The 13,116-nt window shown below is 55.4% G+C and carries 12 protein-coding genes; 3 read left to right on the forward strand and 9 right to left on the reverse strand.

All coding sequences use genetic code 11. From position 1 onward, the window contains the following. Positions 1-26: 26 nt before the first annotated feature. The 7 genes from K227x_RS22825 to K227x_RS22855 all read right to left on the reverse strand — a co-directional run bounded on the left by K227x_RS22825 (position 27) and on the right by K227x_RS22855 (position 7,048). Positions 27-1,112 carry a TlpA family protein disulfide reductase gene (locus tag K227x_RS22825; RefSeq protein WP_218933466.1) on the reverse strand — a complete coding sequence of 362 codons (1,086 nt, stop codon included), beginning with the start codon at positions 1,110-1,112 and terminating at the stop codon, positions 27-29. A gap of 1,621 nt (positions 1,113-2,733) precedes the next feature. Beyond that, positions 2,734-3,384: a hypothetical protein gene (locus K227x_RS22830; RefSeq protein WP_218933467.1), complete on the reverse strand. Its 651-nt coding sequence runs from the start codon at positions 3,382-3,384 to the stop codon at positions 2,734-2,736. A gap of 107 nt (positions 3,385-3,491) precedes the next feature. After that, complete coding sequence (locus tag K227x_RS22835; protein ID WP_315854364.1) at positions 3,492-4,472, reverse strand: IS3 family transposase; 981 nt, start codon at positions 4,470-4,472, stop codon at positions 3,492-3,494. Beyond that, complete coding sequence (locus K227x_RS22840) at positions 4,469-4,783, reverse strand: transposase (RefSeq protein WP_145172788.1); 315 nt, start codon at positions 4,781-4,783, stop codon at positions 4,469-4,471. The genes K227x_RS22835 and K227x_RS22840 overlap by 4 nt, the downstream gene beginning before the upstream one ends. A 246-nt stretch (positions 4,784-5,029) precedes the next feature. Continuing rightward, a complete protein-coding gene (locus K227x_RS22845; RefSeq protein ID WP_145173293.1) occupies positions 5,030-5,656 on the reverse strand; it encodes a hypothetical protein in 627 nt (208 codons plus the stop codon). Between the two features lie 227 nt (positions 5,657-5,883). Beyond that, the gene (locus K227x_RS22850) at positions 5,884-6,432 is read right to left on the reverse strand and encodes a YcxB family protein (RefSeq protein WP_145173296.1); all 549 of its coding nucleotides are present in this window, start codon (positions 6,430-6,432) and stop codon (positions 5,884-5,886) included. A gap of 121 nt (positions 6,433-6,553) precedes the next feature. Continuing rightward, the gene (locus K227x_RS22855) at positions 6,554-7,048 is read right to left on the reverse strand and encodes a hypothetical protein (RefSeq protein WP_145173299.1); all 495 of its coding nucleotides are present in this window, start codon (positions 7,046-7,048) and stop codon (positions 6,554-6,556) included. Positions 7,049-8,168: 1,120 nt separating this feature from the next. On the opposite strand from K227x_RS22855, the gene K227x_RS30795 reads away from it, so the two are divergent. The 3 genes from K227x_RS30795 (at position 8,169) to K227x_RS22870 (ending at position 10,921) form a co-directional block, all read left to right on the forward strand. Continuing rightward, entirely contained in the window at positions 8,169-8,561 is a 393-nt protein-coding gene (locus K227x_RS30795) for a site-specific integrase (protein WP_218933469.1), read from the forward strand. After that, positions 8,554-8,655, forward strand: a complete 102-nt coding sequence (locus K227x_RS22865) for a site-specific integrase (RefSeq protein WP_246146085.1) — start codon at positions 8,554-8,556, stop codon at positions 8,653-8,655. The genes K227x_RS30795 and K227x_RS22865 overlap by 8 nt, the downstream gene beginning before the upstream one ends. A gap of 526 nt (positions 8,656-9,181) precedes the next feature. Further along, complete coding sequence (locus K227x_RS22870) at positions 9,182-10,921, forward strand: flagellar basal body P-ring protein FlgI (RefSeq protein WP_246146086.1); 1,740 nt, start codon at positions 9,182-9,184, stop codon at positions 10,919-10,921. 40 nt (positions 10,922-10,961) lie between these two features. Here the strand turns inward: K227x_RS22870 and K227x_RS22875 are convergent, their stop codons facing one another. Next, positions 10,962-11,693 (reverse strand): Dabb family protein, encoded by a 732-nt coding sequence (locus K227x_RS22875; protein WP_145173305.1) that lies wholly within the window; start codon positions 11,691-11,693, stop codon positions 10,962-10,964. 160 nt (positions 11,694-11,853) lie between these two features. Further along, positions 11,854-12,990, reverse strand: coding sequence for a hypothetical protein (locus tag K227x_RS22880; RefSeq protein WP_145173308.1), 1,137 nt, complete (start codon positions 12,988-12,990; stop codon positions 11,854-11,856). Between the last annotated feature and the right edge of the window lie 126 nt (positions 12,991-13,116).

Here is a 13,116-nt window from a genome sequence, read left to right on the forward strand (position 1 = left end):
ATCGGCGACTCCCGTTCACCGCTTGGTTATTCACTCTTCGGCAGTAACTCTTCAACCCAAGTGATTAGTTGGCGTCCACAATTCCCGGATACGCGATGTCGAATCCGCCCTTCGGAATCAAGCACGAAGTAGGTAGGCCAAGATTTGATTTTCCATTGCTTCGCGGCAGGGCCATCGCTTCCGTCTGTGACAACAATCCACCCAAGTCCTTCTGATTCGATCTTCCCACGCACTGTCTCTAGCGAATCCAGTGTGTCACTGTTCATTTCGATGACGACTACCGATTCTCCCGGGAACTTCGAGATGATTTCTTTCTGAATCGGATGCATCGCGACACACGGGCCGCACCAATGCCCAGAAAAAGAGATCACAGCAACCTTTCCGCGAATGACCTCACTCAGATCAAAGTCCTCGCCCAAGATCGTTTTCCCTTGCGTACTCGGCGCTATTCGGGTGATGGCTACTGGGCTCCGCATTTCCCTAAGCAGTTCCGTTGCGTTTTCACGATTCTCACCGCGATAGGTACTCACTTCAGGGTATTCTGCGATCACACGCTCCAACAGTCGTTCAGCAGTGGCGCAACCTTCCACATCGCCATGTTCCTCTGCATGACGCCGGGTACGGGCCGCCAGTGCATAAAGCGCGGCACCACGCACACCCGCGTTTGCGTGACTCTCAACGATGACGGATAGTGCGGGGTTGATGCGCTCGGATTCCAAGTTGATGAATTCAGACATCAGCAGTTGCAGCTGAGTCGTATTGCGAACAACTTTTGCAGTCTGCCCCAAGACATCGAACATCTCGTCAAAGGCTTCTCCGGGAACTCCTTCGACCGACGTCCAAATCAAGCAATCCAGCCACAAGTCGTCATTCAAGTGCTCTTTAGCAAGGTCTAGAAAGCGAGGTGTGTATCTGTTGTTGATGCCTCTCTTCTTGCCCCGCTTCTCCGGACGCGACAGTTCGGGGACGACGTCATCCAAGGCGTTGACTTCGGCTTTCCATTCGTTGTACAGGACGCCATAGGGCGTAGGAGTCCGTTGTTCTTGTGCGGTGGCACCCGTCAGGCTGAGTGCCATTAGTAACGCCGTCAAACCAGCGGAACGCAGTTGCATCGTGATATGACCTTTGTGAATAACGGGGCGGATCAGCGGGGCCGCGCGAACGACTCGCCACTTCCAAAACGTCAAGTCGCGGCCTTCGTTGCATCCGACGGTCCCCCGCCCTTTGGAGCGAACACCGGCAAGTCGGACCCTTGGTCGTGTATTGACAAGGAACGCCCATTCAAAAAACCGACGTTCTGCCACGTGCCCTCAAAGCGGTAGCCGTATTGGGTGAGACTAGGAGTTGCCCATATGAATCCAAATGGCTTGTAAACAGTATAACCGCTACGAAACCAGTCAGGTGCAATCGAATGCCCCCAGAGCGTGCGTTGAACAACAATATATGGTCCCATTGAGACAGCCCAAAGCGGGATCAGGCAGACGGCGATGGCCCCCAACGAACCGATCGGTACCAGGTCGGGCGACGGAACATGAAAACAGATACAAGTGAAACAATTGCGAGTAAAAATACGCCGAAACCGAAGAGCGGCCTCAGCATCGCGAATCCCGTGGCGATCAGCGCGGTTGCGATTAGAAGCTTGCGAATCGTCATCAGAGAAGAGCCACGATGTCAGTCGGGGAACGTCCGCGACAACCGAGTCGCGGCGAATGACTTTCCGTTGTCAAAAACGACGACTCCGCGACTTCGGTTCATCGCATGGTTCAACGCAAATTGCCGTTGCGTTGCGTAATCGCATGTGCACCGCAAGGAGATCAATTCAACACTTCATTCGATTCGGGCAGCCCCTATGTCGGTTAAGGAAATCCGATGTGCTCCAAGTTGACGGTGACCCGTAGGGTGCCCAAGTATTTCGACACGCTCCCACCGCGATACGTTCCGATTCTCCGAATCGAGTAAATTCAATTCACCTGCGTCAAGCATTGCGATGATAGCACGTCTGAATCCTTCTGCGTCGGGGAAAAGCCCGCGAACAATTTCGAGCGAAAGATCGCCACCCTGCAGTTGGTCGAGTGTTTCAAGTTCAGGAGACACGTTCATCGCCGGGGAACGGTAACGATCACGTGGTCGCCGCGAACGATCAACCACTTCAATAAACTCAACTCGGCGACTCACGTGCATCGCCTGGTTCCCCGCTCTTCGTATCGCCGATCCCAATAGCGGAAAGCAAAATAGGGCAAGCGTCAAAATCAGCGGGTTGTGATCGACACGAATTCCGCACCCACCGCAATCCGGAGTTGATCGCAGATTGAGCAACTGGGTTTAGCGATGAAGAAGAACTAGGAATGTGTGGGGCAAGCGAGTACAGGAACGGGTTAATGCACTCTAGCGAGTTGTCGGATTCGTAGTACGATGCGACGGGGTAGAAGTAGAAGAGCAGGCTCGGGAAATCCATGTAGGAGAAGCACCACGGGTAGAAGTCGAGGTCGGCTCGGGTGACGTCGTCGACACTACGATGATTGATGCCACGACTAGTGAACCTGTCGTCACCGTACGGCGAATCCAGGCGAGCAGCGGATCGCAGGTTCATCCGCGGAGGAGCAAACATCGATGAAAGTTCGCGAACGGCGGAGGCGTTCATAGTTCAGTCGGGGAACGTTTGCCATCAGCGGGTACGGCCGATTGATTGTCCATTTTCAAAAACCTGATGCCGTACTCCGTTGAATGGCTTGGTTATTCGCCATTCAACTTGATGCGGATTCGAGCGTGCTCAGCCTTGAAGTACAGAGCAGTTACAGCAAGAAAAACAGGCAAAAGAAGTAAGTAAGGAAAAGCGAAGTGAGTGCGCAAGTATGCCTTACGGTACCAGAGCAGATGCCAGTCGTGTACCGCGAACCAAGAAAAGACTGCCATGCAACTGCCGACGACCAAAATCGAAGAGAGAACTAGACCGGTCATTTGAATCGCAAGTCGCCAATTAGTCGGAAGCTTGGTCATGAACTTGTATAAAAAGGTACGTCGAGGGTATTCCGCGTTGAAATAGTTGAGCGACGCAAATGCCCATACGTCGTCGGCATTCACGGGCATCCTCAGTGCAGCTGGATGCCGCCACCACGAATAGGTCATGAGTGCTATTGTTGCAACAATTGCGATGTTGAGCGCGATGATGACCGGGAATCCCAACGATGACATTGCTGGGTTGCCTTCAAGTTTCAGATCTGGTGAAAAAGCGTACGTCGTACTGTGCTGGTTCAGCGGGAATTGGAAATCGACCGATGGCTTGAAACGCAATTTGATGGCGTCCTCCCGCCTCGTGATCCACGCCTCCAGTGTGGAAGGTTTTTCGCTTTGTGGCGTATCCCGAAAGGGAAAGGTGGCGGTCATCGACTGGCGACAACCGCCTGCCTTTCGGTCTACGCACTTGATGCGGCGCTCAGGTTGCACCTCTGCAGAGCCCTATCCTCCGACCAAGCGTAGACATTCTCGTCTGATCATCCGGCAACTGCAAGTTCGCTGTCACTACTGCGCGACGTCGAACGCCGACGCATCCGAGCTTCTTCGAGTTTACGGTCTCGTTCGGAGTGAATTTCCGGTGCCAATCCGGCCAGGAAGTCAGCCGGCGTAACGTAGCCGATCGCGCTGTGAAGCCTGACCTCGTTGTAGTGATGGACATACTCCGAGATCAGCTTGATCGCTTCGGCGGCATTTCGTGGACAGTTCGGACGAATGCTTTCAACCTTGAGCGACTTGTGCCACCGCTCGAGCTTGCCGTTGCTCTGTGGATAGTACGGACTGGTTTTTACATGCGTCATCCCGCTGTGACGGACGAACGACTTGAAGTCACCGGCGACGAATTGAGGACCGTTGTCGCTGATGATCCGAGGCTTCACGCCGGGGTGTTTTTCCAAAGCCGCTTGGCAGACGATTTCCACGTCCAGTTCGGTCATCGACTCGCGTAGTTCATGATGCACGATGTACCGGCTGTAGCCATCGAGAATCGTGATCAAGTAGAAGAACGTCCCGCCAGCATTGATGTAGGAAATGTCGACATGCCAGTGCGCATGGGCTTTCAGCGGATGCTTGAATCCGTTTCCTTTTTGCGATGCCTTGTTGCTTTTTCGATCCAGTCGGCCTGCGGCCTTGAGCACGCGGTAGACCGTCGACGGAGCGACCGCCACCACGTCTTCATCGAGCATCATGAACGTCAGCCTTCGGTAACCTTCGAGCGGGTTTTTGTCGTGAAAATCGACGATCGCCTGCTTCTCCCAGTCTTCCAGCCACCATTCCCTGGGAACTTTGCCGTTGTGGGCATTCACCTTGCCGTAACGTCGCTTCCAGTTGTGATACTTGCTGGTGGGCAGCTCGATCCATCGCAAGAGCTGACCGATTCCGATCTCAGTTCGTTCGTGCCAGTACTTGGTGTAGTCGACGATTTGGTCTCGCGTGTCATGGGGAACCCATCGACCTTTCAGAGTTCCCCATTGTCTTTTTTTGAGCGGATGTTCTCCTCCATCAACTCGGAAATCACCTCGTTCTTAGCGATGAGTTTCTCACGCAGTTCGATGACCGTGCGATCGGTTTTCACCTTGCCGGCCTTGGTCGAGCGGGGCGTTTCAAAAGCCCGTTCAGCTTGGCTCATGACGGCATTGACCCAGTTGTGGATCAACGTCGGTTGAACCTGCATCTGGTCGGCGATCTGGGAAACAGGAACTTTGTCGACAAGGTGCTTGCGGACGGCGGCAGCCTTTTCAGCAGCCGAGAAAGAGCGTCGTTTTCGTGTCATTGTGAAATCTCCTCAAGTGAAAATAGCTCACCATTGGCAGATTTCCAATTTCAAGAGAGGCAGCACAGTACCAATATCCGCGGCCCGAGCGATGGCTGGAGCGACAATAGACGCGATGAAGATCAGTGTTCGATTCATGCTTCGCCTTGGCTAGATTTCAGTCGAATAACGTCGGTCGTCACCGAGGACCGCCAATGTGGTTTCCATTTGTAAACGCGCCATGCGGTCCTTCGGTGCACGACATTGTTACCCGTCCTCGTCGGTGAGGAGCCAGCCCGCCTCAGCAAGAAGCTCCGGCTCCCTGTCGTAGTGATTCGCTGGGCGCGCACGCGAAGCAGCGATCCATTGCCGAACGTCTGCAATGTACTCGTGGCATGCAGTAGATTCAACGAGCTGTGCTGCTGCGTCACGGTCAATACGGGCAAGCATGCGAAATGCGATGGACCGCAAAGAGTGTTTGCCCGTCGCATCAAACCGTTCATCGCTACCGATCAATTCGTGTAGCCGCTTGGAGATCGATGCAGGTGGGACGCCGAGTTCCCCCATACCCCACGTCCCGGCAGCCGCAACTTGAATATTAGGACTATCTACGAGGCTCATGATCCAGTTTGCGACTCGTTGATGGAGCGACTCGCGATCAGAATATCCAACCGAATGAACGATTCGTCCCGAGGATCTCGCTCCGTAGAGAATGAAACTCTCTTCGCGGTCTGTAAGTCTACTTTGGTGATCAAACCGCTCGCAAAGATCGAGAAGACGCGGGAGATGAGCCAATCCATCTGCACCGACATTCATAAGCTGCACCGCCGCCCACCAGTGCGATCGAAAATCGCTGGAGGAGAGTCTCGAATCGAACCATGCGAAATCAAACATCAGTCGGGTAACGGTGGCCGTAACCGGGAACGGCGGATAGATTGTCCATTTGTAAAAACACGATGCCGTCCTCCGTGTCCACCGTTTGGTTCTGCCTCCGTGTGATGTGCCAGTAACGGAGTAGAAGAAAACAGAGCAACGCAAATCCCGACCAAAACAGTAAACCGAAGATATCACCGAATCTCCAGGGGACCAGCGCATCCACGCGACTTGGGCCGCATTTTCGGTCAGCCAAACCCTTGCACCTCCATGCCAGAGCGTTCTGTGATTACACCAAGAAATGCGTCGAATTCTGATTCGGTTGAGAAAGCTCGGCGTGGGACCACATAGGCTTCGATGCCGGAAGTATACACGAACAAATGCGATGGCGTTGTCACGATGCGTTCCACGGAAGTCCAGTTGCGAATCGTTGATCCAGATGGTCGGGTCTCCGTGAGCGCCTCATCACCCGCCTCCAGTTCGCATTTCCCATAGAATTCCTTGTTCTGCCCTTCGCTGAGAAGACGGTTTGACATTTGACGCGTTCGCCAGCGAATGTAAGGAGTTGCGAATATGCCGAAGAGTATTGGGCCGAGTAGCAATGGCCAAATATCGATTGCCGTTTCAAGCACCGGTTTGTCTGTCGTGAGTAGAATTCCGGCCGGCAGGATCATCAGCGCAAAGAATGCAACGACAAGGCATCCGATCTTTTGTCGCCGCAATGCGGGCGATGTACGCTGGTGGAATTCAATAAACGCGGCGAGATCATCACGCGTCAACTCGTAGGTTGTTTTCATCGTGTCGCGCTGAGACTCCAAGCAACAGAACGTTACGCGTCACCGGGTACGCGCGACAAATTCTCAATTTCAAAACCGGCCAACTCGCGTACTCCGGTGCACGCGAGTGTTCTGTGTTGTGCTACATGACAGTCGCGCCCTGATCGACGAAAATAACCCGGTCATTCGACACCTCAAATCGTACCCAGTGCTTTGCGTTCGGACCGTTCTTGATGGCGTGAAGCACATCAGCACGATCTTCGTCGACTGTGATGCTAAAGCCGCATGATTCAAGGTGTGACCTTGCCTCTGAAACAGACATTCCCTCCCGAACGCGAGCAGGGTGTCCGCCCAATCCGGCAATTGCCTCGGCAAGCCCGATGTCGATCTGTCGCCGTTGCTCGTACGTATCGAATTGAAGTTTCGCTTGGCTTTGCCACCAGTTGTTTTTGGCACGTTGCGTTTCGGGCGGCCAGTGGATGAGCGCGTGTATGCGCTGCTTCGCAAGAATCGAAGCTTCACGGTTAACCCTGTCATACCGTTCCTTCTGTTGGCGATGATCAAGAAACCAAGCCGAGGAGATCGCAATCAAAGCGACGTGGAGAAGCAGGTTTGAGAGTCGGAATCGAAGCTTCATGTTCGGATACGCTGGTACACAGAACGGCGGACATCACCGAGGACGCGCGAAAGACTCACCATTGCCAAACCGCTCGGCTCGCGTCCTTCGGTGCATGTCATTGTTCTGGCTTCTCCGATTGTCGGTAGATGCCAAACGCGTATGGCCAGTTTAGCGTAAGAACCGGCGTTGCCCATGTCTCATCATCCCCGGCCTTGCCGTTATGCCAAATCACAAATTGCCCATCACACGTGGGGCAACGAAAAACGATTCGCGGATATCGACGATCAACAATTTGAAACGCTGGCTGGAAGCGACGGCAGCAAGGACACCGTGGCAAAATCATCGGGAATAGACGAAGGATCCTGTAGAACGGGTAGACCAAGATTAGGTATAGGCCGACGCCACCTGCGATGCCAATCAGAGCTTTGTTGCCGTGGGGTAGCCCCGATGTGAAGTATTGCGCCGAGATCGACCCCGTCGAAGTGCATGCAATCGCGAACAGCAAATCGATCAGACCAAATCGCATGTTGAATCAATGCCAGAACAACTAAGTTATCCCCCGGTGAGTAGGGGTGTAATAGGGCGCCGAGCGGGGGTGCATTAGCATGCACTACCATTACCCCCCCATGTCAGCAGGTCTTTTGGGCTAATATCCCTCGACGCGTGTTTTCGGGGGGTGGCATCCGCGGATGTGGCATTGATTCGGCCCTTGAGAAGGAGAGTTTAAATGTCAGTGGCTCAATTCGAACGAGAAGTTCTGGGTGATCGCCTTGGCGAGAATGACCAAGCTTGGTTCCCCCGCTGGCTGCGCAGATACGCGATGAGTTTTCGGAACGGATTGGAAGACAATCTTCCTGTCAATTTGGGCTCGGTGCTGAAGTTTTCCCGAAGCCTGCTAGCAAACGGAGCTCCGGCTTGGCAGCGTTGGCAGGCGGTGCGGGCGATCGAATTCTATCGAACGTCGGTGCTCGGTTGCTCCGAACCGGATCTCTCTCAAGTGATTTCAACGCTTGCACGACTAGGATGCCAGGAACGGAACCTGCCTTTGGACGCCCCGCCCACTGAAGAGGAATTGGGCAAGTTGCGTGGCAATTTGAATCGCAGCGAACCGATTTTTATCCAAACGATGCGTGGGGAGATGCGAGTGCTGCACTACGCGGCAGCGACGGAGAAAGCGTACGTGCGTTGGGTAAAACGCTTCTCGGGTTTCATCGGCTCCCTTGAGCTGGAGCAATTCGGGGATCGAGACATCGGTGCCTTCCTGACCCATTTGGCGGTGGAGGGTAACGTGTCGGCGAGCACTCAAACCCAAGCCCAGTCGGGCCTGCTGTTTTTCTATCAATGCGTGCTCGGAAAGCAGCTTGGATTTCTCAATGCCGTCCGCGCTAAAAGAAGTGAGTCGATCCCGGTTTGGTTCAGCCGATCGGAGATCGAACAGTTGTTGGTTCATTTCGTCGGGGTACACCGGCTGATGTTCTTGCTGATCTACGGCGCACAGCCTGCGACACAGCTTCGCCACTCACTTGGTTGAATCGGGGACGGATATCACGACGGTTCAAAAACTGATGGGGCACAAAGACAACCGGTCAACATGCGCTGAGGGCGGACTTCGTCTACTTGGGTGACCTCGACGTCGCCCTTTTGCTGGTGGGTATGCACGGACAGGATTGGAACAGGGGATCCCATGGATCTCTAACGCAGCAATTGAGTTTTGCCGAGTTCCAAACGAGATGCAAGCAAATTCTTCAATCAAGATAACGTGGTCTTAGCAACGGTCGATCGATCAATCTCGCTTATTGCTTAGCTACCATCGAAAACGCCTTTGAACACCCGAGCGAAGCCTGAAAAAGTGCGCGGGGGTTGGGGGGCTGGCTCCCAAGTGCGCTGGCACCAATCACTGAACCGTTGAGAAAGTTGTCTGCAGGTCGTTGACACATTCCGCAGACCCAAGCACCTGATTTCAGAAAGTCCCGAATGGGACGACCGGCCAGTGGGGCAGACGACGTCACCGGCGACAGCGCAGTCTAGGCAAGCAGGGCAGTTTGTGGTTTGACTGATTGCCGAACTCGCCTTGCTGCGGAGCAGCTATTTGGGGTATCACGCAAGCTGGAAGTGGCTTTTTTCCAGACTTTTAGCCGGATGCGTGGCAGGATGCCGAAGCACTGCAATATTTCGCGATTCTTGTTGACGATGCTGACGTTGGTCGCAATCGGTTCATCGGGTTGCTCGCTATGGCGTGGCGAATCTGATGAAGACGACAATTCGGCGCTGAAGGAGCTGATGAAGGCTCCCGCGCCGCCCGACCTGGTTCGCGAGGCGGCGATCTCGCATGGCCTGCACGCGATCAAGATCGATGGAGTCGGTGCGGTCAATTCGCTGGCTGGAACCGGCGGCCCCGCTGACCCGTCGCTGTACCGCGACCAATTGCTGGAGGACATGAAGCGCCGCGAAATCAGCGACCCCAACCATTTCCTAGAATCCAACGACACGGCGCTGGTTCGCGTGCAAGCGTCGATTCCCCCAGGTGCTCGCCGCGGCGACCCGCTGGATATCCGCGTGCTCGCGCCGCCCGAAAGTCGTGCGACGAACTTGGCCGGTGGATGGCTGCTGGACACACGTCTGCGGCAACAAATTGCGGTTCAAAAACAGCTGATGCAAAGCTCGGTCCGCCAAAGTGAAGTATTGGCGATCGGAACCGGGCCCGTGTTGACGCGAGGCGCCTACACGCCCACCGAAGATTCCAACGTACAGGTCGAAGGCAGTGTGATTTCGGGCGGACGCGTTCAAACCAGTCGGCAACTGGCGTTGATTTTGCGACCCAAGTTCCGACACGTCGCGATGTCCAGTGCGATTTCAAGCGCCGTCAACCGCCGCTTCTTCTTCTTTGACGGAACCACTCGTCGAGGCATCGCAACGCCCCGCGAAGACGACTTGATCGAAATCGAAGTCCACCCGCGATACCGCGACAGCATCGGACGCATGATGGAAGTGGTTCGCGCCATCGGAATCGAACCGGAATCCTCTGCAACTCAAAAACGGTTGACCAACCTAGCTGCTCGGTTGGCGAATCCTGCCACCGCCGCCGACGCCGCGATTCAGTTGGAAGCCATGGGTGACAGCGCAGTCCCCACCTTGCTAGATGGACTCAATACACAGAATCCCGAATTGAAATTTTACGCTGCCGAAGCTTTGGCGTACTTGGATCGAACCGAATCGCTCGATCCCCTGGAAGCCTCGGCTCGCGACGTCGCGGCCTTTCGCGCCCCCGCTCTGCTGGCCATGCAAGGCCTGAAGCAACAACTGGCGATCGATTCGCTGCAGCGTTTGATGAACGAGCAGAGTTTGGAAACCCGCTACGGTGCATTCTGTTCGATCCGACGGCGATCCGACGGAAAACGCGTCCTGGACGGGCAAGCCCTCCGTTCATTTTGGATGTATCAAATCCCATCGGATGCATCGCCGGCGGTCGTCGTTTCGCTGCGAGAGTCTCCCGAAATCGTCCTGTTCGGCGACCTATCGCCTGTCAGTATTTCACGATTCCTAAGAGGGCCCGGCGGGATCCTGGTCCGCGCCGATGACGAATCGCCCCAGAAGCTTCGCGTCAGCCGTTTCCAAGTCGGAAAAGAAGATCAATTGGCCGTGGTCGATGCCACCGTATCGTCGCTGATCACCGGCATCGCTGCCGTCGGTGGCGGGTACGGCGACACAATCGAGATCCTGCGAGTCGCCAAAGAGAAGGGCTACATGTTGGACCAACTCGCCATCGATCCGTTGCCCAAGAGCCTGCGAACCTACTATCGCGATGAGCATAGCCACATCAGCGATGAAGATTCGGATGACGAAGAATCGTCCGAAGATAGCGAAGACGACGTCATCACCGACGCCGCCTAATTGCTCGCATCGCCACCGAACATCGGCTGGACGTAGGAACCTACTTTGCCCAGAAGTCGATCACACGGACTTTGTCGAGCACGGGCTTTAGCACTTCGACAAAGGCCAGATGGTCGGCGTGCGGCAGATACTTTTCGCGGCCAGCTTCCGAATCGAAGGTGACCATGAAACAGTGGGTGAACCCATCGTCGTGCTTTTCGGGGCTGTTGTTGACGCCCCATTCAAAGGCTTTGATCGAATCGATCTTCGCTGGCAATGCCGCGAACGCTTCTTCGACCGTTTGGATATCCTGGGCCGCAGCGTCATCTTTGAACTTAAAGAACACCGCGTGCTTGAGTTGCTTTTCCAAGTCGTCTTTGGAATCGTCGCCCCAATAGTCCACCACAAACACTTCTTTCATGTGGGGACGCAGCACGCCACCGAACGCGGCGTGTTCGGGATGTGGCAGGTACTTGGCCCGGCCGGCTTCGTCAGCGAACGACAGCACAAAGGCATGGGTAAAACCGTCGGCGAGACCTTCAGGACTATTATCGGTGCCCCACTGAAAACCTTGGATCGAATCGATCTTCGACGGCAGCGCCTCGAACGCATCGACCACGCCTTGGACGTCTTCGGCCGAGGACGAATCCTTGAACGCAAAGAACACGGCGTGACGAAGCACCTTGCCTGATTTGGCTGCGTGGTCATCGGCCTCTGCGTCGGCACCGCCGACCATCGAAGCGGCCATCAACGTGGCGGACAAACACAGCAGGTTACGATACAGGCGTTTCATGAGTGGCTTTCGCAAGGTTCGGAATAGACAGGTAGACCCATCGGCGACAGTAACACGCCGGGGTTTGAATTTCAAACGACCGCCAAGAATAGGCCAGCATTTTCCGTCTTTTCGCGTCCTTACCAGCGCCGCGTGAACGCAAGTGCACCGACCGATCGGGTTAGCGACTACGGACCAGCGTGGCATTGTCGATCCCGAGGCGCCGAATCGTGGCAGCGGCGTCTTGCAGAAATCGATCGGCATCGACCGGGTACCCTGCAGTCGGCCGGTAAACCTGGCCAGGCGGATAGTGGCCGGCAAAGTAAGCGTTGAACGCATTCATCATTCGTTCCCGCAAATACTTGGCATGCATTGACGCAAGTGCAACCGGCGTGAACGAATCACCTTTGACCTTGAAATCGATTTCGACCGTCTGGATTTGCCCACCACGATCCAGCGTCATCCGATAGGCGCTGATCCCCTTGGATTCTGTCCGGACCTGCACCTGCGCATCCGGAAAGACATGCTGCAACACTCCGCTGTAATAGCGTCGGCCGCCATGCCGGTCACAATGAACATGAATTTCAGCGACCCCATCACCATGGCGGGCGATCATGTCACGAACCAATCCGATCGTGGTTTCCGACAACAAGTCGGCTTTGTTGTAGCCGCGCTGACAGCGGCGATTGAACTCAGCGGCCGTCAACACGCGGGCCTGGACGTCGTGCAAAGTTGCAGCGGGCGACGACGCCGATACCTGAGCCGATGTCCCGGCCGATGGAACTGCCGATTGCCACGACTGGATCACCGCAGAGGTTTGCTCGGTCGCCAAAAACGCTTCGTCCCCCAGATCGCTGAACCAAGGTGTCTGCTGGATAGCGGCCAGATCGTCAGCCGCGATCTGCGTCAGAAGATCCGCCATGTCGGTCGGTTGCCGACCGCACCAATGGTGGCTGGCGCTGACCACCGCGTGCAAAACAGCCAGCCCGCCACCGGGTTTAAAGACAGCTTTCGAATCGTCGACTTTGATCTTCAGCTTGCCGATCTGAACGGGTTGGCGTAGCCCGGCAAAGGCAGCGTCAAAATCGTCCCCAGCGTTGACCGCATCAGGTTCGACGACCACGGTCGCACCGGATCGGGCAGTCCCCGATTTCGAACGTCCGCCCGGGTTCGATGGTTCGGCGGCCTCGCTAGAAATGGCCCAAGCCGTCGCAGCAACCACCAACGGACCTAGCTTGGGTCCGTACCCGGCTTCGTCGGTCGCGATCAGCAGAACGGCGTTTTGCTGACGGTTGGCGGGATTTCCGCGTCGAACCATATCGTCTGTCGGGGGGCTAGTGGCGTTGTCTAAAAAGTGCCGAATACTGGCATCCTGGCAAACCGCTGCCCCGACCACAAGCTATCCTCCCTTGAGGGACATCCCGTTTGCGTTTTGCGACCGCGA

Source organism: Rubripirellula lacrimiformis, from assembly GCF_007741535.1.
GTDB lineage: Bacteria > Planctomycetota > Planctomycetia > Pirellulales > Pirellulaceae > Rubripirellula > Rubripirellula lacrimiformis.

Excerpts from the sequence above, each read along its gene's own strand:
- K227x_RS22825 (WP_218933466.1), bottom strand. The coding sequence starts at position 1,112 with ATGCAACTGCGTTCCGCTGGTTTGACGGCGTTACTAATGGCACTCAGC.
- K227x_RS22830 (WP_218933467.1), bottom strand. The coding sequence starts at position 3,384 with ATGACCGCCACCTTTCCCTTTCGGGATACGCCACAAAGCGAAAAACCT.
- K227x_RS22840 (WP_145172788.1), bottom strand. The coding sequence starts at position 4,783 with ATGACACGAAAACGACGCTCTTTCTCGGCTGCTGAAAAGGCTGCCGCC.
- K227x_RS22845 (WP_145173293.1), bottom strand. The coding sequence starts at position 5,656 with ATGTTTGATTTCGCATGGTTCGATTCGAGACTCTCCTCCAGCGATTTT.
- K227x_RS22850 (WP_145173296.1), bottom strand. The coding sequence starts at position 6,432 with ATGAAAACAACCTACGAGTTGACGCGTGATGATCTCGCCGCGTTTATT.
- K227x_RS22855 (WP_145173299.1), bottom strand. The coding sequence starts at position 7,048 with ATGAAGCTTCGATTCCGACTCTCAAACCTGCTTCTCCACGTCGCTTTG.
- K227x_RS30795 (WP_218933469.1), top strand. The coding sequence starts at position 8,169 with ATGCGAGTGCTGCACTACGCGGCAGCGACGGAGAAAGCGTACGTGCGT.
- K227x_RS22870 (WP_246146086.1), top strand. The coding sequence starts at position 9,182 with ATGCCGAAGCACTGCAATATTTCGCGATTCTTGTTGACGATGCTGACG.
- K227x_RS22875 (WP_145173305.1), bottom strand. The coding sequence starts at position 11,693 with ATGAAACGCCTGTATCGTAACCTGCTGTGTTTGTCCGCCACGTTGATG.
- K227x_RS22880 (WP_145173308.1), bottom strand. The coding sequence starts at position 12,990 with ATGGTTCGACGCGGAAATCCCGCCAACCGTCAGCAAAACGCCGTTCTG.